We start from the raw sequence: 19,602 nt of genomic DNA, 5'->3' as shown, positions 1-19,602 counted from the left end.
CCGACCACTGTATCGGCTAGACTCCCCCGCCATGGATATCCGCGCCGAAGTCTGGTCCCCGCTGCAGAACACCGCCGTCTGGCTGGGTGCGTGGCTCCACGGGCTCGAGGCGACGGACAACGTCATCGACGCGCTGGCGGATCTCGGGGCGGACGGCCTGGTCGACGTCCTCGGGGACATCCGCCGCAGCGTCGGCCTCGACGGGGAGGAGCCGGCCCTGCGTCTGGTGCTCTCCGGGCCGGGCGAGGCGCCCGCCCTGCCGGCGGGGAGCGCGGCGGCGGAGGCGGCGTCGGTAAGCAGTGCCGGGGCCCTCGTGCTTGCCGACGCCGCCCCGCTCACCCACCACATCCTCGTCCCGGACGCGGAGGGGAACTGGGAGTGGTTCGTCGAGGAGGGGCCGCTGCCGGCCCCGGCGTGGCTGAGCCCGGGTGAGGCGGACGAGCTGCTGACGCAGGCGACGAACGAGGCGGCGCGGCTGGTCATGGCCTCGGGGTACACGACCGACGCGCTGGCGTCGCCACGCCTGACGGTGGGCACCCTCGCCGACTTCTACGACACGCCCGGCCTGCCCGCGGCGGTGCCGGGGCGGGCGGCGAAGCTCTTCGCGCGGGCCGACCGGGTGGGGGCGATCATCGAGACGGTCACCCGCCGGATGAACGACCACCGCATCGACCCGCAGCTGCTGGGCCTGTGGCGGCACATCCGCGCCGCGCGGATGGCCGGGGTGGCCTACGCGGTGCGCGAGTTCGGGCGGCTGACCTGACAGCAGCCCGGGCGGCAGGCCGCGCCGTTGACGGTGCAGCCCTGGACGGTGACGGTGCCGAGTGAGGCGGGCTCGGAGTTCTCGACGAGCTCGCCGATGATGTCGACGACCATGCCGGCGAACTCCTGCTCGGGGCCGGCGGTGCGGGTGCGCTCGACGTGGACGCCGTCGGTGCCGAGGTCGCGGGCGGCCTCGACGAGCTCGGTGTCGAGGTCCCAGATGACCTCCATGTGATCGGAGATGAAGCCCACCGGGCACACGACGACGGCGGTGACGCCCGCGGCCGCGAGGTCAGTGGTGTGGTCGACGATGTCGGGCTCGAGCCACGGGGTGCGCGGGTCGCCGGAACGGGACTGCCACACGACGTCGTACTCGTCGACGCCCGCGGCCTCCGCGATGAGGCGGGAGGCCTCCGCGACCTGGCGGGAGTAGAGGTGCGGGTCCTCGGGGCCGCCGGCGGCCTCGTCGGCGGCGGTGGGCACGGAGTGGGCGGTGAACAGGACGCGGGTGGCGTCGCGACGCTCCGCCGGGACCTTGTCCAGGGACTCGCGGACGGCGTCGGCCATGAGACGGACGAACACCGGGTGGTCGTAGAACTGGCGCAGCTTGGTGAACTCGACCGGCTCCACCCCCTTCTCCTCGAGGTGGGCGATCATCCGGCGGATGTCCTCGTTGTACTGCAGGCAGGCGGAGTAGCCGCCCCACGCGGAGGTGGCGAACACGAGGGCGCGACGCACGCCGTCGCGGGACATCTGCTCGGCGGTGTCCTCACCGAAGGGGTGCCAGTTGCGGTTGCCGAAGTAGACCGGCAGCTCCATCCCGCGGGAGGCCAGCTCCTTCTCCAGGTTGCCGATGATCTCCCGGTTGAGGCGGTTGAGCGGGCTCACGCCGCCGAAGTGGAAGTAGTGCTCACCGACCTTCTCCAGACGCTCACGCGGGATGCCGCGGCCACGGGTGACGTTCTCCAGAAAGGGGACGACCTCCTCGTCACCTTCGGGACCACCGAAGGAGAGGACGAGGAGGGCGTCGAAGTTCAGTTCATCAGCCATGTGCCTGAGCCTATCAACCCTTCGGTTGACGGCCGGACGACTGGCCGCGAACTAGATCAGCCGCACCGCGTACGGGGACATGCCGGACCAGCGGACCGGGGCCTTCTGCACGGTGGACCCGGAGTTCGGGGCCTCGAGCATCATGCCGTCACCGAGGTAGATGGCCACGTGGTGGTTGCCGGAGGGACCGTAGAAGATGAGGTCGCCGCGCTGCATCTGGCTCGGGTCGATCTTGGTGCCGTGGTTGTACTGGTAGCCGGTGTAGTGCGGCAGGGCGATGCCGACGCCGGCGAAGGCGTAGAGCACCAGGCCGGAGCAGTCGAAGCCGATCTTGTTGAAGTCACCGAAGGAGTCCGCGATGCCGCCGTCGCGGATGCCGCGGGTCGGGCCGGAGGCGTTGCCGCCACCCCAGGCGTAGGGCACGCCCAGCTGGGACTCGGCGCGGGCGATGACCGCCTCGATCTGCGCGGCACGGTCACCGATCGGGGCGATCTCCGCCGCCGCCTGCTCGCTGATCTCCTGGAGGGTGTCCAGGACCGGGCCGGTCGACAGGGAGCTGTCGGCCTCGGCGTCGGTGGAGTCCGTGGCGGAGCCGACGCTGGACGGCGTCTCGGCCGCCGGCTCCTCGGTCACGGTGCCCGTGGGGTTCTGGATCGGCGCGATGGGGGTCGGCGCCGCGTCCTCGTCCGCGACGGACGGGTACGGGTTCTCGAGGGAGATGTGGTCGGCCTGCGCCGCCGCGATGACCGCCGCGGCGGCCGCGACAGCTGCGGCCGTGGCGGCGTCCCGGAAGGCCTGTGCCTCCGCCTCGCGGGCGGCCCGCTCGGCCGCCTCCTGCTCGGCGCGCTCCTGTGCTTCCCGACGTGCCGCCGCCTCAGCCTCAGCCTGACGTGCCGCCTCGCGGGCGGCCTCCGCAGCCTGCTCCGCTTCCCGACGCTCGCGGTCGATCCGCTCCTGCGCCTCCCGTGCGGCCTCCTCCGCCTCAGCCTGGGCGGCGGCCTCACGGGCCTCCGCGGCAGCCTGCTCGGCGGCGCGGACGACCTCCTGCTCGCGCTCCTCGGCCTCGGCGGCGGCCCGGGCCGCCTCCTCTGCCGCAACGCGGGCCTCTTCGGCGGCGGCGGTCTCCTCCTCGACGACGCGACGGGCCTCGTCCGCGGCCTGCGTGTCGACGGCCGCCTCGTCCTCGGCGGCCCGGCGGACGGCGTCGGCCTCGCGGTACTCCTGGGCGTCCTGCTGGGCGGCGTTGCCGGCGGCGATCTCGTTGCGGGCGGCGTCGAGCTGCTCCTGCGCAGCGTCACGCTCGGCGGCGAGGCGGTCGCGCTCGACGGTGAGCTCGCCGATGCGGGAGTTGTTCACCTCGATGGCGGTGCGGGCCTCGGCCTCGCGGGCCAGGGCGCGGGCCTCCCGCTCCTCGGCGAGGTTGCGCAGCTGGCGCAGCTCCGACTCGCGGTTGGCCTGCTCCGTGCGCAGCTGGTCGAGCTCCTCGACGGCGGCGCGCTGCTTCTCCGCGGTGGTGCGCAGGTAGGTCTGGCGGTCGAGGGAGCGCTCGGAGGCCTCCTCGCCGGCGAGGGTGGCCACGGCGGCGGGGGTGGCCGTGCGGCGGTAGGCGGCACGGGAGATCTCGTCGAGACGGGCCTGGGCCTCCTCGATCCGCTCCTGCGTCTCCGTCAGCTGGGCACGCGCCACGACGACGGCCTGGCGGGCCTGTTCCGCGGTGGCCTGGGCGTCGTGCAGGTCGACGAGCGCCTTGTTGACCTCCTCGTGCAGTCCGCCGATCTCGAGGGCCAGCCGGTCCATCTCTGCCTGGGTCCGGGTGACGTCGTTGACCAGCTCGGCGGCGGACTCCGCGGTCGCCGGGGAGGCTGGTGTCGCGTGGGAGACGGCCGGGGTGAAGGCCGTCAGGGACGCAGCGCACAGCGCGGTGGCGAACACCGAACGCAGGCGTGCGTGAACGAGAGTGGTCGGGGCCACGTGTACTCCTCACGTACCCACACCATCAAGGTGTGACCCTTGACTGTGAGGGTGCCGAATCGATTGATCATCGGTCAGGGCACACGGGTATCCAGACCCCGCAGCATCGATTCAGTGCCTCTCCGCGCTTGGCGTGCTTCCCCACATGCCCGTGCGATGACGTTGACGACCGTCCCGGTCGCGACAGCTGATTCTGTTGGAGGTGTCCATCGACCCATGAGCCGATAACGGCACCATAGAACACTCCAGGGCTTCGTGACCCAATGTTTATCATCGTTACCACGAGTAAAGGCTCGCCACATGACCACCGTGTGGGGCGTGACCTGCAGAATGACGGAATGGTAACAATCATGTGATGTTCATCACATTTTTAGAGTTTCCCGAGGCGCTTACCCTGGAAAAGAATAACGATTCTGCATCAGTTTCCGTGGCACTGAAATGGGGGGTCAGGCCTGGGGGCTTGACCAGCCTGCACGTCGCCGCGCGCCCAGCACCGTGAACACCACCACCGCCGCCAGGGCGATGACGATGAGGGCGACGGCGGAGACCCAGTCCACGGAGGAGCCGTTCACGTCGTCGATGAACCCGAACACTCCCCCGACCACGTCGGGATCGCCCAGGAAAGGCCACTGCGCGGTTTCGATGTCGGCCCGGGTGTGCACGTCGCTGACGATCGCCCCCGACTCCGGCGCCCGGACGATGACCGTGTCCACGTCGGTGGCCAGCAGGACGTCCTGCGCCACGTCGCGCAGATCCGGCGTGTGGGGCGGGGTCTCCCCCAGGATGACGACGCCCAGCGAGCCGAAGCCGGTCGCGTCGGCGTGGCCGACGGCGTCGATAAGCCCGGGCTCCAGCTCCGCGATCCGCTCAGCCGGGACCTTCCCGCCGAAGGCGACGGCGTCCTCCCCGATCTGGCGGGCGAGGTCATCGGTGTCGATGCCGGCGGGAATCATCGTGGTGCGGCTTCTTTCGCATGGGGCGGCGTGCGGACACCGCTATTTCTATCCTCCGCGGGTGTGGCGGGGGTGGCGACGCGCCGGACACACAGCGAAAAGCCACAAACAAGACGCTCGTACTGTTAGAATTGCAGCGGTCGTTGGTCCGAATCCCTACACTTGGGGACGTACCACCGCGTTCTGCCGGTGCACGCCTACCTTGACCGGGGTAGACGGGTGCGGGTAACGAACATTCCAGTTCAATGAAGAGGAAATGGAGCTCCCTGTGACCGAAAGCAAGAACTCCTTCAACGCCAAGCGCACCCTCGAGGTCGGCGAGAAGTCCTACGACTACTTCGCCCTCGACGCCGTGCCGGGCATGGAGAAGCTGCCGTACTCCCTGAAGGTTCTCGGCGAGAACCTTCTGCGTACCGAGGACGGCGCAAACATCACCACCGAGCACATCGAGGCAATCGCCAACTGGGATCCGAAGGCTGAGCCCTCCATCGAGATCCAGTTCACCCCGGCACGTGTCCTCATGCAGGACTTCACCGGTGTCGCCTGTGCAGTCGACCTGGCCACCATGCGCGAGGCCGTGAAGACCCTGGGCGGCGACCCGGACGACGTCAACCCGCTGAACCCGGCCGAGATGGTCATCGACCACTCCGTCATCGTCGAGGCATTCGGTACCTCCGCCGCTCTGGAGAAGAACGTCGAGATCGAGTACCAGCGCAACGAGGAGCGCTACCAGTTCCTCCGCTGGGGTGCCGAGAACTTCTCCAACTTCCGCGTCGTTCCCCCGGGAACCGGCATCGTCCACCAGGTCAACATCGAGTACCTGTCCCGCGTTGTCTTCGACAACAACGGCCTCGCCTACCCGGACACCTGCATCGGCACCGACTCCCACACCACCATGGAGAACGGCCTGGGAATCCTGGGCTGGGGCGTCGGCGGCATCGAGGCCGAGGCTGCCATGCTGGGCCAGCCGGTCTCCATGCTCATCCCGCGCGTCGTCGGCTTCAAGCTGACCGGTGAGATCCCGGCCGGCGTCACCGCCACCGACGTGGTCCTCACCATCACCGAGATGCTGCGTAACCACGGCGTCGTCCAGAAGTTCGTCGAGTTCTACGGCAACGGCGTCAAGTCCGTCCCGCTGGCGAACCGCGCCACCATCGGCAACATGTCCCCGGAGTTCGGCTCCACCTGTGCCATGTTCCCGATCGACGAGGAGACCATCAAGTACCTCGAGCTCACCGGCCGCTCCGAGGAGGACATCGCCCGCGTCGAGGCATACGCCAAGGCTCAGGGCATGTGGCTCTACGAGGACGCCCCGGAGGCCGAGTACTCCGAGTACCTCGAGCTGGACCTCTCCACCGTCGTCCCGTCCATCGCCGGCCCGAAGCGCCCGCAGGACCGCATCCTCCTCTCCGAGGCCAAGGCACAGTTCCGCAAGGACCTGCCGACCTACGCCTCCGACGAGGTCGCTGAGCCGGTCCGCGCCACCAAGGCCGTCGGCGACGACTACAACCAGTCCTTCCCGGGCAACGGCGAGTCCGCTGCCGACTCCGCCGAGGGCCGCGCCTCCAAGCCGGTCATCGTCGAGTCCCCGCAGGGCGGCGAGTACACCCTCGACCACGGCATGGTGGCCATCGCCTCCATCACCTCCTGCACCAACACCTCCAACCCGTCCGTGCTGGTCGCAGCCGGCCTGCTGGCCCGCAAGGCCAACGAGCTGGGCCTGAAGTCCAAGCCGTGGGTCAAGACCATCTGCGCCCCGGGCTCCCAGGTCGTCGACGGTTACTTCAAGCGCGCCGACCTCTGGAAGGATCTGGAGGCCCTGGGCTTCTACCTCTCCGGCTTCGGCTGCACCTCCTGCATCGGCAACTCCGGTCCGCTCCCGGCTGAGGTCTCCTCCGCCATCAACGAGCACGACCTGGCCGCCACCGCAGTCCTGTCCGGCAACCGTAACTTCGAGGGTCGTATCTCCCCCGACGTCAAGATGAACTACCTGGCCTCCCCGCCGCTGGTCATCGCCTACGCCATCGCCGGCACCATGGACTTCGACTTCGAGACCGATGCCCTGGGTCAGGACAAGGACGGCAACGACGTCTTCCTGAAGGACATCTGGCCCTCCACCGAGGAGATCGAGGAGACCATCGCGGCCTCCATCTCCCGCGAGCTGTACGAGGCCGACTACGCTGACGTCTTCAAGGGCGACAAGCAGTGGCAGGAGCTCGACATCCCGACCGGCAAGACCTTCGAGTGGGACGAGAACTCCTCCTACATCCGTAAGGCACCGTACTTCGACGGCATGCCGCTCGAGCCGCAGCCGGTCGAGGACATCAAGGGCGCCCGCGTCCTCGCCAAGCTCGGCGACTCCGTGACCACCGACCACATCTCCCCGGCCTCCTCCATCAAGCCGGGCACCCCGGCAGCCCAGTACCTGGACTCCATGGGTGTCGAGCGCAAGGACTACAACTCCCTGGGCTCCCGTCGTGGTAACCACGAGGTCATGGTCCGCGGTACCTTCGCGAACATCCGCCTGGCCAACCAGCTGGTCGACGTCACCGGTGGCTACACCCGTGACTTCACCCAGGAGGGTGGCCCGCAGGCCTACATCTACGACGCCGCCATGAACTACAAGGAGGCCGGCACCCCGCTGGTCGTCCTGGGTGGCAAGGAGTACGGCACCGGTTCCTCCCGTGACTGGGCCGCGAAGGGCACCATCCTGCTCGGCGTGAAGGCCGTCATCACCGAGTCCTTCGAGCGTATCCACCGCTCGAACCTGATCGGTATGGGTGTCATCCCGCTGCAGTTCCCGGAGGGCGAGTCCCACGAGTCCCTGGGCCTGGACGGCACCGAGGTCTTCGACATCGAGGGCATCACCGCCCTGAACGAGGGCGAGACCCCGAAGACCGTCAAGGTCACCGCCACCAAGGAGGACGGCTCCACCGTGGAGTTCGACGCGATTGTCCGCATCGACACCCCGGGTGAGGCCGACTACTACCGCAACGGCGGCATCCTGCAGTACGTCCTGCGTCAGATGATCGCTGCTGCCAAGTAAGCGAGCATCCTCCCGCAGTGTGAACTGCCTCTGAGAGGGGGCTGCATCCCCGGCTAAGGCGTCACGCCACCGGGGAGAGCAGCCCCCTCTCCCCTTTTTCCCTATTCCCCCGACAGGAGTCCCCTCATGCCCGTGGTCAGCGACACCGAGTTGACGCGTCGTCAGACCGAGATCCTCGAAGGCGCGCGGCGTTGCTTCGCCGAGTACGGCTACGAGGGCGCCACGGTGCGCCGCCTCGAGGAGGCCACGGGCAAGTCGCGGGGTGCGATCTTCCACCACTTCGGTGACAAGGAGAACCTCTTCCTGGCACTGGCCCGGGAGGACGCGGCCCGGCAGGCGAGCCTCGTCGCCCGGGAGGGGCTCGTCGAGGTGATGCGTGACATCCTCGACCACCCCGAGCGCCACGACTGGCTGGCCACCCGCCTGGAGATCACGAAGATGCTGCGCACCGACCCGGTGTTCCGCAGCCGCTGGCACCTGCACCAGGAGGTGCTGGACCAGGCGGTGCGTGAGAGGCTCGCCCGCCTCGGCGCCGACGGCCGCATGCGTACCGACGTCACCCCGGAGGTCCTCCACACCTACCTGGAGACGGTCCTCGACGGACTGATCACCAGGCTCGCCTCCGGGGGGTCCACCGAGGGTCTCGAGGAGGTCCTCGACCTGGTCGAGGGGTCCGTCCGCCGGACCGTATAGGCTTGTTTCCTATGCCGAAGATCCTTCTCGTCTCTCTCCGCTCAGGTGAACTCGCCTCGCAGATCGCCTCTGCGGAGGAGCGGGACTTCCTGCTGGCCAGCCGCCTCGACCCCGAGAACCTCACGCACGTCAACATCGGCACCGCGGAGGATTCCGCGGGGGACCTCAGCGGCTACGACGGAATTCTCGTCGGCGGCTGCTCCCTCAACATCACCAACGAGCACTGGGACGACTGGCAGCTGCAGGTCCACGCGGAGCTGCAGCGTATCTGCGGGTCCGGGCTGCCGGTCTTCCTCGTCTGCTACGGCAACAGCTGGCTGGTCCACGAGTACGGCGGCGAGATCGGGCACTCCCACGCCGAGCCCTCGGGGCTGACGGTGGTGGAACTCACCGAGGCCGGCTGGGAGGACCCCCTGTGCGTGGGGCTGCCGGATTCCTTCACCTCGTTGACGGGCCACACGGAGAACGTCGAGAAGCTCGGTGACGGCGTCACCGTCCTGGCCACCGGCCCGACGTGCCCCGTCCAGTTCATCCGCGTCGGCGACCGCGTGTGGGCGACGCAGTTCCACGCCGACATGGACGCCGTGGCCATGCACGCCCGCATGGACTTCTACTACGACTACGGCTACTTCTCCCCCGAGGACTACGAGACGATCCTCGCGTCACTGCCGTCGATCGACACGACGTGGTCGAACAAGCTCCTGGAGAATTTCATCGACCACTGCCGTCGCGCCTAGAGGCGGCTGATCGCGGCCTCCCCGGCGTTGCCGCCGCCGTCCGCGTCCACGAAGGGCAGGATCTGCCGCTCCGGGAGGGTCTCGCGGGTGGCCATCTCGACGAGCACCTTCGCGACGAGCTCCCGCGAGGTGGTCAGCTGCCCGTCCTGCGGACGGACGTTGTCGACGACCTCCAGTCCACCCGCCGGCTCCAGCGTCAGACGCGCGGGGGCGAGGATGAGGAACTCGAGGTCGGATCCCAGCAGACGCCGGTCGACGGCCTCCTTGGAGTCGGCGCAGGGGTAGAAGGAGTCCTCCGGGTCGACGCCGTGATCGAGGGAACCCAGGTAGGAGACCATGAGCAGCCGCGGCGGGGTGAGCCCCTCGGCACGCAGCTGCTCGAGGGCGTCGATGCAGGCCAGCGCGCCGTCGCGGTCGATGGCGTAGGTGGCGCTCGCCCCGTCCTTGCCGGCGTTGCCGGCGGTCCAGATCGTCACGTCGTAGTCGCGGAGCTGCGCCGCCCAGTCCTCCACCCCCAGTGCGGTGAGGTCACGGATGAAGGGGGTCGCGCCCAGCGCCTCAATGTCGGGGGCCTGGTCGGGGTTCCTGATCAGTGACGTCACGTCCATGCCCGCCGCGATGAGGCGGCTGGTGGTCAGCTGGCCGACCTTGCCGTGGCCGCCGATGACGAGAACCTTCTTCGGGGTGGTGCTGTGTGAGTCAGTCATGCCACCACCCTACGGAAACTCTCAGGGACGCATGCCCGCCACGTAGCGGCGATTCGCCCAGCGTTGCACGGCCCGGGCCACCGGACCGCCCAGTTTCGCCAGCCACCAGGCGTGCCGGGAGAAGGCGATGACCCTGCCCGTGACCGTCCCGTCCGGGGCGAGCTCGATGAGGAAGGCCTCCTCCCCCGACTCCACGTGGACGGGCAGGGTGCCGTACACGAGGGTGGTGCGGGTGGCGGTCCTCTCCTCCCGCAGGATGAGGCACGAGGACGTCGTCGGGCCGAAGTGCAGACGGACGAGGTTGCCCAGCCTCTCCGCCCGGACCCGCGCATGGGCGTGCGCCCGCCAGGTGAGCAGTCGCTCGCTCGCCGCGGCGAAGACCTCCTCGCCGTGGCCGAGCACCGCGGAATGGTCGGTGACCGTCCAGCGGCGCAGCCCGATCTCCGCGGGTGACCTCCCCTTCGCCAGCTTCAGTGTCGCCAGCTGCAGGTACGGCGGGTAGGACAGGCGACCCCGGGTGATCACCTGCGGCCGAAGGCCCAGTAGGCGGCGGGGCCGACGCCGTTGATGAGCTGGGCCAGCGCCCACACCCACTTCGGGCCGCGGACGGACCCCGCCGGACGCCGGGACAGGTCCACCCAGGAGGCGATCTTCCCGGCGAGCTCGAGCACCACGGCGGCGATGATGCTCACGCGGGCGGCGGTGGACAGGTCGTTGAACTCATTGCGGATCTGGGCGAGGGACGGGTTCCTGCTTGTCATGTCACCAGCTTAGCGACGTTCCCGCGGGTACAGTGGCGGAATGTGAGCACCCCCGCCTACGCCCAGGACGTCCCCGCCGTATTCGAGGAACTGGGCAGTCGCCCTGATGGTCTGACAGGCGCCGAGGTGGCCGCCGCCCGGGAGCGGTACGGCAGCAACGCGCTCCCCCAGGCCGCCGAGGAGACGTGGTGGCAGCGGCTGTTGCGTCAGTTCCGGGACCCGATGATCTACGTCCTCATCGCCGCGGCCGTCATGACGGCGGTCCTCGGGGAGGTGGTCGACACGGTGGTCATCGCGGCGGTCGTCATCGTCAACGCCGCCGTCGGCTTCCTCCAGGAGGGCAAGGCCGCCAACGCGCTGGCCGCCATCCGCGACATGCTCTCCCCCTCCTCCGAGGTGCTCCGCGACGGGGCGTGGGTGACGGTCGACTCAGCGGAGCTGGTGCCGGGCGACGTCGTGAAGCTGCGGGCCGGGGACCGGGTGCCCGCGGACCTGCGGCTGTTCCGCACCACGAGTCTGCGGGTCGAGGAGTCCGCGCTCACCGGCGAGTCGGTGCCCGCCGACAAGCAGGTCGAACCGGCGCCCACCGGGGCGGACCTCGGGGACCGCACCTCGATGGCCTTCTCCGGCACGACCGTCGCGGCCGGCGCGGGACGCGGTGTCGTCACCGCCACGGGTGAGGACACCGAGATCGGCCTCATCACCACCATGCTCGAAGGGGTCGAGGCCGCGGAGACCCCGCTCACCCGGTCGATGAGCCGCTTCTCGTCGATGCTCGCCGTCGGCGCCGTGCTGCTGGCGGTGCTCATGATCGCGGTGTCGGTCATCATCTACGACACCGGCTGGGCGGACGTCCTCATGTCGGCGATCGGTTTCGCCGTCGCCGCGATCCCCGAGGGCCTGCCCGCCGTCATGGCGATCACCCTGGCGCTCGGCGTGCAGAAGATGGCCGACCGCAACGCCATCACCCGCCGCCTCAACTCCGTCGAGACGCTCGGCTCCGTCACCACCGTGTGCACCGACAAGACCGGCACGCTCACCCGCAACGAGATGACCGTCCGGGCCGTCCACACCCGCGGGCACACCTACCGGGTGACCGGCACCGGCTACGCCCCCGAGGGACAGCTGCTTCTCGACGACGCCGTGGTCACCGTCCACGACCACCCCGACCTCGCCCGCATGGCGGAGGTGGCGGCGTACGCGAACGACGCGGGCGTCGACAAGCGGGACGGGCGGTGGGTGCTCACCGGCGAGCCGACCGACGGCGGCCTGCGCACCTTCGCCCTCAAGGCGGGCGTGCGGGACGAGGCGCCGCGACGGGCGGAGGTGCCCTTCGACTCCGCCTTCAAGTACATGGCCACCCTCGACGACATGCCGCACGGCCCGGTCGTGCACCTCAAGGGCGCACCCGACCGGCTGCTCGACCGCTGCGGGCGGCAGTCCTGCCCCGACGGCGGCACCGAACCACTCGACCGTGGCTACTGGGAGGAACGGATCGAGGAGTTCGGTGCCCGTGGCCTGCGTGTCCTCGCCGCCGCCTGGCGTCCCGGGGAGGAGCTGGAGGACCTGACGGAGGAGGACGTCGACGCCGGCGGGTTCGTCTTCCTCGGCCTCTACGGCATCATCGACCCGCCGCGTGACGAGGTCCTCGACGCCGTCCGCGTCGTGCAGGAGGCCGGCGTCCGGGTGTGCATGATCACCGGCGACCACGCCTCCACCGCAACGGCCATCGCGCGGGAAGTCGGGCTGCACGGCAGCCGGGCCATCACCGGCGCCGAACTGGAGAAGGCCACCGACGCCGAGCTGCAGACCATCGTCCGCCACCACGACGTCTACGCCCGCACCTCCCCCGAGCACAAGCTCCGCCTCGTCCGCGCGCTACAGGCCAACGGCGAGGTCGTCGCCATGACCGGGGACGGCGTCAACGACGCACCCTCCCTCAAGCAGGCCGACGTCGGCGTGGCCATGGGCATCAAGGGCACCGAGGCGACGAAGGACGCCGCCGACATCGTGCTCGCCGACGACAACTTCGCCACCATCGCCGCCGCCATGAAGATGGGGCGCACGATCTACGACAACCTGCGCAAGGCGATCGTGTTCATGCTGCCCACCAACGGTGCGCAGGGCCTGGTCATCTTCGTGGCGATGCTCGTCGGCATGACCCTGCCGATCACTCCCCTGCAGGTCCTGTGGGTCAACCTCATCACCGCGATCACCCTGTCACTGTCGCTGAGTTTCGAGCCCGCGGAACCGGGCGTCATGCGCCGCCTCCCCCGCGACCCGGATGCCTCGCTCCTGGACTCCGAGGCGATCCTGCGCATCATCTACCTCTCGGTTCTGCTCGGCGGCGCCACCATCGCCGTGTTCCAGTACCTGCAGATGAACGGCGCCTCGCTGGAGGTCTCCCGCACCATCGCCGTGAACACGCTGGTCGTCGGCCAGATCTTCTACCTCTTCTCCGCCCGCTTCGCCCGCGTCAGCGCCCTGCGGAAGGAACTGTTCACCACCAACCCGGTCTCCTGGCTGTGCGTGGCGCTCATGCTCGCCCTGCAGCTGGCGTTCACCTACCTGCCCTTCATGCAGTCGGCGTTCCGCACGACGCCGGTCGACGCGGTCACGTGGCTGGTCCCCGTCCTCGTCGGCGTCGTCGTGTTCACAGCGGTCGAGGTGGACAAGCTCATCCGCCGCAGGGTCGGCTAGGGACTGCGGCGGCAAGCTGACTAGACTACTTGGTATGTCCGGACCGACCATCCACCCCCGCAAACCCTTCGTGCTCCTGAGCACCCGACCGGAGAACGAGGCGGCCGCCGCAGAAGTGGTCAGCTTCCGGGAGAAGATGGGACTCGGCCGGGACGGCATCGTCCAGATCCGCCTCGAGGAACGCCCCCTGGGACGCCTCGACCTGCGTGACTTCTCCGGCATCATCCTCGGCGGCAGCCCCTTCAACTCCTCCGACGCCGTGAAGTCCCCGCTGCAGCAGCGCGTCGAGGCGGACCTGGCCCTCATGATGGACGAGGTCCTCGACCGCGACTACCCCCTCTTCGGCGCGTGCTACGGCGTCGGCACCGTGGGCACCGCCATCGGCGCGCGTATCGACGGCACCTACAGCGAGAAACCCCGCGTCATCGAGGTGAGCGTAGTCCGCGAGGACCCGCTGCTGGAGGGCGTGCCGGAGTCGTTCAACACCATGGTCGGCCACAAGGAGGCCATCACGGTGCTTCCCGACGTCGCCACCCTGCTGGCCACCGGCCAGGACTGCCCCACCCAGATGTTCCGCGTGCAGGACAACGTCTACGCCACCCAGTTCCACCCCGAGCTGGCGCCAGCCCAGTTCGAGCAGCGCCTGCGCATCTACGCCAACGCCGGCTACTACGAGCCCCACGAGCTGGCGGAGATCCTCGCCGGCACCCGCGGCGTCGACCTCACCCGCGACGACCGGATCCTGCGGAACTTCGCCACCCGCTACGCACGGTAGGTCAGCGCTGCGGCAGTCGGTCCACGATCTCCTTGGCCGCCCGTAGCCCCAGGCCGGTCTCCTCACGCAGGGCCTTGATCGCGTGGGTCGCTTTGCCTTCCGCGGCGAGGGTACGGACGTGGTCGGAGGGCTCCACGCCCAGGGGCGGCGGCTGCGGGATCCCCGCCTGCCTGCACAGGGTCGCCACCGTCTGCTCCAGGGAGGCGACACGCCGGGTCAGTTCTTCGATACGTTCCTTGTTTGTCGATTTACCGAACATGGCGCCAGGCTACGCCAGTTCGACGATCTCCATGTACTCGTCCGACCAGAGGTCCTCGTCGCCGTCGGGAAGCACGATGACGCGCTCCGGCTCCAGGGCCTTGACGGCGCCCGGGTCGTGGGTGACCAGGACGACGGCCCCCTTGTAGGTACGCAGAGCGTCGAGGACCTGCTCGCGGGACTGGGGGTCGAGGTTGTTGGTGGGCTCGTCGAGAAGCAGGACGTTGGCGCGGGAGGAGACGAGCGCGGCCAGGGCGAGGCGGGTCTTCTCACCGCCGGACAGGGTGCCGGCGGGCTGCTCGAGCTGCTCGCCGGAGAACATGAACGCGCCGAGGAGGCCACGGAGGTCCTGCTCGCCGGCCTCGGGGCAGGCCTCGATGGTGTTCTGCCAGACCGACTTGTCCGGGTCGATGGTGTCGTGCTCCTGGGCGAAGTAGCCGATCTTCAGGCCGTGGCCGGTGACGATGCCGCCCTCGCCGTCGGTGCGTTCCACACCCGCGAGGAGCTTGAGCAGGGTCGTCTTGCCGGCGCCGTTGAAACCGAGGACGACGACGCGCGAACCCTTGTCGATGGCCAGGTCCACGCCCGCGAACACCTCGAGCGAGCCGTACATCTTGGTCAGCCCCTTCGCGAACAGCGGGGTCTTGCCGCAGGGGGCCGGCTCCGGGAAGGAGATGGCGGCGACACGGTCGGCGACACGCACCTCGTCGAGGTTGCCGAGCATGCGCTCCGCACGGGCCAGCATCTGCTTGGAGGCGGCGGCCTTCGTGGCCTTGGCGCCGAGCTTGGCGGCCTGCTTCTGCAGGGCCGCGGCCTTCTTCTCGGCGTTGGCACGCTCACGGCGGCGGCGGGCCTCGTCGAGGGCGCGGGCGTCCTTGTACTTGGTGAAGCCCATGTTGTACACGTCGGCCTCGGCGCGCACGGCGTCGAGGAACCAGATCTTGTTGCAGACCTCGTCGAGAAGCTCCACGTCGTGGGAGATCATGATGAGCCCACCCTCGTGCTTCGCCAGGAAACCACGCAGCCAGGTGATGGAGTCGGCGTCGAGGTGGTTGGTGGGCTCGTCGAGAAGCAGGGTGGTCGCGGACTTGCCGGAGCCGTTCGTCGCGGCGAAGAGGATCTGCGCCAGCTCCACGCGGCGGCGCTGACCACCGGAGAGGGTGTGCAGCGGCTGATCGAGGATGCGCGCGGGCAGGCCGAGGTTGTCGCAGATCTGCGCGGCCTCGGAATCGGCCTCGTAGCCGCCGAGGGCGTAGTACTGCTCCTCCAGGCGGGAGTACTTGCGGATCGCGGCGTCCCGCTTCGCGGCGGTCTCCGCCCCCTCCATGATCTCCTGCTGGCGGTCCATCGAACTGCGCAGCCGGTCGAGTCCGCGGGCGGAGAGCACGCGGTCACGCGCCGTCTGGTCGATGTTGCCCTCGCGGGAGTCCTGCGGCAGGTAGCCGATCTCGCCGGAGGAGGTCACCGTGCCGCCGTAGGGCTGGGTCTCCCCCGCCAGGATGCGCATCGTGGTGGTCTTGCCGGCACCGTTGCGACCCACCAGTCCGATACGGTCACCGGGCTGGACACGCAGATGCTGTCCGGGGGCAGTCAGGAGAGTGCGGGCGCCGACGCGAACTTCGAGGTCATTGGTGACAATCACAAGGGGCCATCCTACCAACCTGCCCCGATATACCTAATGGCCCCTAAGCTGGGGCCATGAACGCCGGACGCGACTACATAGTCGAATACCGCACCACCCAGTTCCAGCAGGGCTCCCTCGTCCTGCGTTTCGACGAGGACCCCTCCCCCGCCACCCTCCGCGCGGCACTCATCCGCCACGGCGTCCCCGGCAGTGCCCTCACAGAGATGAGCGCCCGACCCCTCGACGGGCGGGGCAGTGTGCACCGTTACGACGCCTCCACGGTCCCGACACCCGCCGCCCGCCCAGGCCCGCGCCCCTTCCGACTGGTGCGGCCACTTCTCCTCGTGCCGGCGGCCGTCATCGCGCTGGCCCTCTACACCTTCATCAACGCCGGCCCCGCCATCGAACAGGGGCGGCAGGCGGCGCAGGAATGGTACGGGGACTCCCCCGGGGACTTCTGCTGGAACCGGCTCGCCATGGTGACACGCCACCCGGACCGCGACAGGGGCCCGGTCAGCACCTTCTTCTCCCGCGAACCGACGAAGGAGTTCAGCCCCGCCAACGTCGCCTACTTCCTCGCCTGCTACGACCAGATCCGGGAACAGTCCGCACGTCCGGCCCCGTAGACGAGGGACCACGGGCAGGCGAAAACCCCGGTGGTTCCGTCTGACGACGGAGCCACCGGGGTTCTCTCTGGTTTCTACACGGCGAAGCCGAGCGAGCGCAGCTGCTCGCGGCCGTCCTCGGTGATCATGTGGTGGCCCCACGGCGGGAGCCACACCCACTCGAGGTCGATGTGGTCGACGATGCCGTTGCCGACGAGTGCCGCCTGGACCTGGTCCTCGATGACGTCGGTCAACGGGCAGGCCGGGGAGGTCAGCGTCATGTTGATCATGGCGACGTCCTCACCCTCGCGGTCCTCGATCCACACGTCGTAGACGAGGCCGAGGTCGACGACGTTGATGCCCAGCTCCGGGTCGATCACGTCGTAGAGGTACTCGGTGACGTCGAAGGCGAGCGACTCCTGCTCCTCAGTGAGGTTCTCGGGGCGCTGGCGCTGGACGTTGTCGGTCGGGTCGTTCTGCTCGGTCATTTCTTCTCCCTTTCGTTGAGTGCCTCGGCGGTGGCGGCCTGGAAGGCCTTCCACCCCAGCAGGGCGCACTTGACGCGGGCCGGGTACTTGGACACGCCGGTGAAGGCGATGCCGTCACCGATGAGGTCCTCGTCGCCCTCCACCGTGCCGCGCGAGAGGATCATGCGTTCGAACTCGGCGAGCTTGGCGTTGGCCTCCTCCAGCGGCAGGCCGATGATCTCCTCCGCCATCACGGACGTGGAGGCCTGGGAGATGGAGCATCCCTCGGCGTGGTAGGAGACGTCGTCAAGCACCGTGCTGTCCTCGGACAGCTGCACACGCAGCGTCAGCTCGTCGCCGCACGACGGGTTGACGTGGTGCACCTCCGCCTCGAAAGGCTCACGCAGACCCGCGTGCTGGGGGTTCTTGTAGTGGTCCAGGATAACTTCCTGGTACATGGACTCCAGGTTCATCAGTTCACCCCGAAGAAGTCTCGGGCGTGGTTGATCGCGTCGATCAGGGCGTCGACCTCCGCACGCGTGTTGTACAGGTAGAAGCTCGCCCGGGCCGTGGACTGGGCGTGCAGTGCGCGGTGGGCCGGCCACGCGCAGTGGTGACCCACACGGATGCACACGCCCCGGCTGTCCAGCACCTGGCCGAGATCGTGCGGATGCACGCCCTCCAGGTTGAAGGACACCGCCGCACCACGGTTCTCCGCGGTCGTCGGACCGACGATCTTCAGCCCCGGAACCGTCTGCAGACGCTCGAGAGCGTAGGCGGTCAGGTCCTGCTCGTGGGCGTGGATGCGGTCCATGCCGATCTCGGTGAGGAACTCCACGGCGGCACCGAGCCCGACGACCTGGCTGGTCATCTGGGTGCCGGCCTCGAAACGCTGGGGAGCCGGAGCGTAGGTCGACTCCGCCATGCGGACCACCTCGATCATCGAGCCACCCGTGAGGAAGGGCGGCAGGGTGTCGAGCAGCGGCGCCCTGGCGTAGAGCACGCCGACACCCGTCGGACCGCACATCTTGTGGCCGGAGAAGGCCGCGAAGTCGACTCCCAGCTCACGGAAGTTGACCGGCATGTGCGGGACGGACTGGCAGGCGTCGAGCACGGTGAGGGCGTTGACCTCCTTGGCGCGGCGCACGATCTCCGCCACGTCCGACACCACACCGGTCACATTCGACTGGTGGGTGAAGGCCACCACCTTGACGGTTTCGTCGAGCTCGAGGGAGTCGAGGTCGATGCGGCCGTCCTCGGTGACGCCGTACCACTTCAGCTTCGCGCCGGTGCGGCGGCAGAGCTCCTGCCACGGCACCAGGTTGGCGTGGTGCTCGAGCTCGGTGACCACGACGGTGTCGTCCGCGGTGATGCGGAACCGACCGGCACGGGAATCACCCAGTGCGAAGGCGACGGCGTTGAGCCCCTCGGTCGCGTTCTTCACGAACGCGATCTCGTGGCCCTCGGCCCCGACGAACTCCGCGATCCGCTCGCGGGCGTGCTCGTAGGCGTCGGTCGCCTCCTCCGCCAGCTGGTAGGCACCGCGGTGCACCGGGGCGAAGGTGTTGAGGACGAACTCCTCCTCCGCCTTCCACACCCGCAGCGGACGCTGCGAGGTGGCACCGGAGTCCAGGTAGACCAGCGGCTGGTCATCGCGTACGGTCCGCGAGAGGATCGGGAACTCGGCCCGGATCTTCTCGACGTCGAGCGAACCGTCCGCCTGCACGTATCCCGACATCACAGGAACTGGTCGTAGCCGTCGGCCTCGAGCTTGTCGGCGAGCTCAGCGCCACCGGTGGTGACGATGCGGCCGTCGGCGAACACGTGGACGTAATCCGGCTGGACGTAGTTGAGGATGCGCTTGTAGTGGGTGATCATCACGATGCCACCGTTGGTCTCATCCTGGTAGCTGTTGATGCCGCTGGAGACGACGCGCAGGGCGTCGACGTCGAGGCCGGAGTCGGTCTCGTCCATGATGGCGAACTTCGGCTTGAGCAGGTCGAGCTGCAGCACCTCGTGGCGCTTCTTCTCGCCGCCGGAGAAGCCCTCGTTGACGGAGCGCTCGGAGAAGGACTTGTCGATCTGCAGTGCCTCGCGGGCGGCGTTGAGCTCCTTGATCCACTCACGCAGCTTCGGCGCCTGGCCGCGGACGGCGGTGACGGCGGAGCGCATGAAGTTGGCGGAGGAGACGCCCGGGATCTCGGTCGGGTACTGCATAGCGAGGAACATGCCGGCGCGGGCACGCTCGTCGACGTCCATCTCGAGGATGTTCTCACCGTCGAGGAGGATCTCGCCCTCGGTGATCTCGTAGCGCGGGTGGCCGGCGATGGCGTAGGCCAGGGTGGACTTGCCGGAGCCGTTCGGGCCCATGATGGCGTGGGTCTCACCGGACTTGACGGTCAGGTTGACGCCCTTGAGGATCGGCTTCGGCTCGCCGCTGCCGTCCGTCGGGATCACCTGTGCGTGGAGGTTCTTGATTTCCAGGGTGGACAT

Annotated in this window: 19 protein-coding genes; 7 read left to right on the top strand and 12 right to left on the bottom strand. The window is 68.9% G+C overall.

Annotation, left to right across the window (positions count from 1 at the left end; translation table 11 throughout):
- Positions 1-31: 31 nt before the first annotated feature.
- Positions 32-763 carry a hypothetical protein gene (locus tag B842_RS06805; RefSeq protein ID WP_040085846.1) on the top strand — a complete coding sequence of 244 codons (732 nt, stop codon included), beginning with the start codon at positions 32-34 and terminating at the stop codon, positions 761-763.
- On the opposite strand, the gene B842_RS06800 is transcribed toward B842_RS06805, so the two are convergent.
- The 3 genes from B842_RS06800 to B842_RS06790 all read right to left on the bottom strand — a co-directional run bounded on the left by B842_RS06800 (position 730) and on the right by B842_RS06790 (position 4,736).
- Positions 730-1,812: a ferrochelatase gene (locus B842_RS06800; protein WP_040085845.1), complete on the bottom strand. Its 1,083-nt coding sequence runs from the start codon at positions 1,810-1,812 to the stop codon at positions 730-732. The two genes, B842_RS06805 and B842_RS06800, sit on opposite strands and share 34 nt — an antisense overlap.
- Positions 1,813-1,863: 51 nt before the next feature.
- Positions 1,864-3,783: a DIP1281 family NlpC/P60 protein gene (locus B842_RS14075; RefSeq protein WP_040085844.1), complete on the bottom strand. Its 1,920-nt coding sequence runs from the start codon at positions 3,781-3,783 to the stop codon at positions 1,864-1,866.
- 446 nt (positions 3,784-4,229) lie between these two features.
- Positions 4,230-4,736 carry an Rv1476 family membrane protein gene (locus B842_RS06790; RefSeq protein ID WP_040085843.1) on the bottom strand — a complete coding sequence of 169 codons (507 nt, stop codon included), beginning with the start codon at positions 4,734-4,736 and terminating at the stop codon, positions 4,230-4,232.
- Positions 4,737-5,004: 268 nt separating this feature from the next.
- Between B842_RS06790 and acnA the strand changes: the two genes are divergently transcribed.
- The 3 genes from acnA to B842_RS06775 all read left to right on the top strand — a co-directional run bounded on the left by acnA (position 5,005) and on the right by B842_RS06775 (position 9,212).
- The gene (acnA, locus tag B842_RS06785) at positions 5,005-7,782 is read left to right on the top strand and encodes an aconitate hydratase AcnA (RefSeq protein ID WP_211257050.1); all 2,778 of its coding nucleotides are present in this window, start codon (positions 5,005-5,007) and stop codon (positions 7,780-7,782) included.
- Between the two features lie 126 nt (positions 7,783-7,908).
- Positions 7,909-8,475 carry a TetR/AcrR family transcriptional regulator gene (locus B842_RS06780; protein WP_040085841.1) on the top strand — a complete coding sequence of 189 codons (567 nt, stop codon included), beginning with the start codon at positions 7,909-7,911 and terminating at the stop codon, positions 8,473-8,475.
- 11 nt (positions 8,476-8,486) lie between these two features.
- A complete protein-coding gene (locus B842_RS06775) occupies positions 8,487-9,212 on the top strand; it encodes a glutamine amidotransferase-related protein (protein WP_040085840.1) in 726 nt (241 codons plus the stop codon).
- Here B842_RS06775 and B842_RS06770 read toward each other — a convergent pair.
- From B842_RS06770 to B842_RS06760, 3 genes are read right to left on the bottom strand one after another with little or no spacing between them, the layout of a single operon-like run.
- On the bottom strand, positions 9,209-9,919 hold the full coding sequence (locus B842_RS06770; protein WP_040085839.1) for an NAD(P)H-binding protein: 711 nt from the start codon (positions 9,917-9,919) through the stop codon (positions 9,209-9,211). The genes B842_RS06775 and B842_RS06770 overlap by 4 nt on opposite strands.
- Before the next feature lie 21 nt (positions 9,920-9,940).
- On the bottom strand, positions 9,941-10,444 hold the full coding sequence (locus B842_RS06765; RefSeq protein WP_245631396.1) for a DUF1990 domain-containing protein: 504 nt from the start codon (positions 10,442-10,444) through the stop codon (positions 9,941-9,943).
- Complete coding sequence (locus B842_RS06760; RefSeq protein WP_052437800.1) at positions 10,441-10,680, bottom strand: PLDc N-terminal domain-containing protein; 240 nt, start codon at positions 10,678-10,680, stop codon at positions 10,441-10,443. Before B842_RS06760 ends, B842_RS06765 begins: the two co-directional genes overlap by 4 nt.
- A 42-nt stretch (positions 10,681-10,722) precedes the next feature.
- Here B842_RS06760 and B842_RS06755 point away from each other — a divergent pair, with 42 nt between their 5' ends.
- Positions 10,723-13,380 carry an HAD-IC family P-type ATPase gene (locus B842_RS06755; RefSeq protein WP_040085838.1) on the top strand — a complete coding sequence of 886 codons (2,658 nt, stop codon included), beginning with the start codon at positions 10,723-10,725 and terminating at the stop codon, positions 13,378-13,380.
- A 34-nt stretch (positions 13,381-13,414) separates the two neighbouring features.
- A complete protein-coding gene (locus B842_RS06750) occupies positions 13,415-14,155 on the top strand; it encodes a glutamine amidotransferase (protein ID WP_040085837.1) in 741 nt (246 codons plus the stop codon).
- A gap of 1 nt (position 14,156) precedes the next feature.
- On the opposite strand, the gene B842_RS06745 is transcribed toward B842_RS06750, so the two are convergent.
- Together B842_RS06745 and B842_RS06740 are read right to left on the bottom strand one after the other, a co-directional pair.
- On the bottom strand, positions 14,157-14,414 hold the full coding sequence (locus B842_RS06745; protein WP_040085836.1) for a hypothetical protein: 258 nt from the start codon (positions 14,412-14,414) through the stop codon (positions 14,157-14,159).
- A 9-nt stretch (positions 14,415-14,423) separates the two neighbouring features.
- On the bottom strand, positions 14,424-16,055 hold the full coding sequence (locus tag B842_RS06740; protein WP_040085835.1) for an ABC-F family ATP-binding cassette domain-containing protein: 1,632 nt from the start codon (positions 16,053-16,055) through the stop codon (positions 14,424-14,426).
- A 56-nt stretch (positions 16,056-16,111) separates the two neighbouring features.
- Between B842_RS06740 and B842_RS06735 the strand changes: the two genes are divergently transcribed.
- On the top strand, positions 16,112-16,663 hold the full coding sequence (locus B842_RS06735; RefSeq protein ID WP_040085834.1) for a hypothetical protein: 552 nt from the start codon (positions 16,112-16,114) through the stop codon (positions 16,661-16,663).
- Between the two features lie 74 nt (positions 16,664-16,737).
- Here B842_RS06735 and B842_RS06730 read toward each other — a convergent pair whose 3' ends face one another.
- From B842_RS06730 to sufC, 4 genes are read right to left on the bottom strand one after another with little or no spacing between them, the layout of a single operon-like run.
- On the bottom strand, positions 16,738-17,130 hold the full coding sequence (locus B842_RS06730; RefSeq protein ID WP_040085833.1) for a metal-sulfur cluster assembly factor: 393 nt from the start codon (positions 17,128-17,130) through the stop codon (positions 16,738-16,740).
- Positions 17,127-17,582 (bottom strand): Fe-S cluster assembly sulfur transfer protein SufU, encoded by a 456-nt coding sequence (gene sufU / locus B842_RS06725; protein WP_040085832.1) that lies wholly within the window; start codon positions 17,580-17,582, stop codon positions 17,127-17,129. The genes B842_RS06730 and sufU overlap by 4 nt, the downstream gene beginning before the upstream one ends.
- A complete protein-coding gene (locus B842_RS06720) occupies positions 17,582-18,847 on the bottom strand; it encodes a cysteine desulfurase (protein WP_040085831.1) in 1,266 nt (421 codons plus the stop codon). The genes sufU and B842_RS06720 overlap by 1 nt, the downstream gene beginning before the upstream one ends.
- The gene (gene sufC / locus B842_RS06715) at positions 18,847-19,602 is read right to left on the bottom strand and encodes a Fe-S cluster assembly ATPase SufC (RefSeq protein ID WP_040085830.1); all 756 of its coding nucleotides are present in this window, start codon (positions 19,600-19,602) and stop codon (positions 18,847-18,849) included. Before sufC ends, B842_RS06720 begins: the two co-directional genes overlap by 1 nt.

It is taken from the genome of Corynebacterium humireducens NBRC 106098 = DSM 45392, from assembly GCF_000819445.1.
GTDB lineage: Bacteria > Actinomycetota > Actinomycetes > Mycobacteriales > Mycobacteriaceae > Corynebacterium > Corynebacterium humireducens.
The sequence above is the reverse complement of the archived record's forward strand: the minus strand, read 5'-3'. Positions and strand labels throughout refer to the sequence as shown.

Excerpts from the sequence above, each read along its gene's own strand:
- B842_RS06805 (WP_040085846.1), top strand. The coding sequence starts at position 32 with ATGGATATCCGCGCCGAAGTCTGGTCCCCGCTGCAGAACACCGCCGTC.
- B842_RS06800 (WP_040085845.1), bottom strand. The coding sequence starts at position 1,812 with ATGGCTGATGAACTGAACTTCGACGCCCTCCTCGTCCTCTCCTTCGGT.
- B842_RS06790 (WP_040085843.1), bottom strand. The coding sequence starts at position 4,736 with ATGATTCCCGCCGGCATCGACACCGATGACCTCGCCCGCCAGATCGGG.
- B842_RS06780 (WP_040085841.1), top strand. The coding sequence starts at position 7,909 with ATGCCCGTGGTCAGCGACACCGAGTTGACGCGTCGTCAGACCGAGATC.
- B842_RS06775 (WP_040085840.1), top strand. The coding sequence starts at position 8,487 with ATGCCGAAGATCCTTCTCGTCTCTCTCCGCTCAGGTGAACTCGCCTCG.
- B842_RS06770 (WP_040085839.1), bottom strand. The coding sequence starts at position 9,919 with ATGACTGACTCACACAGCACCACCCCGAAGAAGGTTCTCGTCATCGGC.
- B842_RS06760 (WP_052437800.1), bottom strand. The coding sequence starts at position 10,680 with ATGACAAGCAGGAACCCGTCCCTCGCCCAGATCCGCAATGAGTTCAAC.
- B842_RS06750 (WP_040085837.1), top strand. The coding sequence starts at position 13,415 with ATGTCCGGACCGACCATCCACCCCCGCAAACCCTTCGTGCTCCTGAGC.
- B842_RS06745 (WP_040085836.1), bottom strand. The coding sequence starts at position 14,414 with ATGTTCGGTAAATCGACAAACAAGGAACGTATCGAAGAACTGACCCGG.
- B842_RS06735 (WP_040085834.1), top strand. The coding sequence starts at position 16,112 with ATGAACGCCGGACGCGACTACATAGTCGAATACCGCACCACCCAGTTC.
- B842_RS06730 (WP_040085833.1), bottom strand. The coding sequence starts at position 17,130 with ATGACCGAGCAGAACGACCCGACCGACAACGTCCAGCGCCAGCGCCCC.
- sufU (WP_040085832.1), bottom strand. The coding sequence starts at position 17,582 with ATGAACCTGGAGTCCATGTACCAGGAAGTTATCCTGGACCACTACAAG.
- B842_RS06720 (WP_040085831.1), bottom strand. The coding sequence starts at position 18,847 with ATGTCGGGATACGTGCAGGCGGACGGTTCGCTCGACGTCGAGAAGATC.
- sufC (WP_040085830.1), bottom strand. The coding sequence starts at position 19,602 with ATGTCCACCCTGGAAATCAAGAACCTCCACGCACAGGTGATCCCGACG.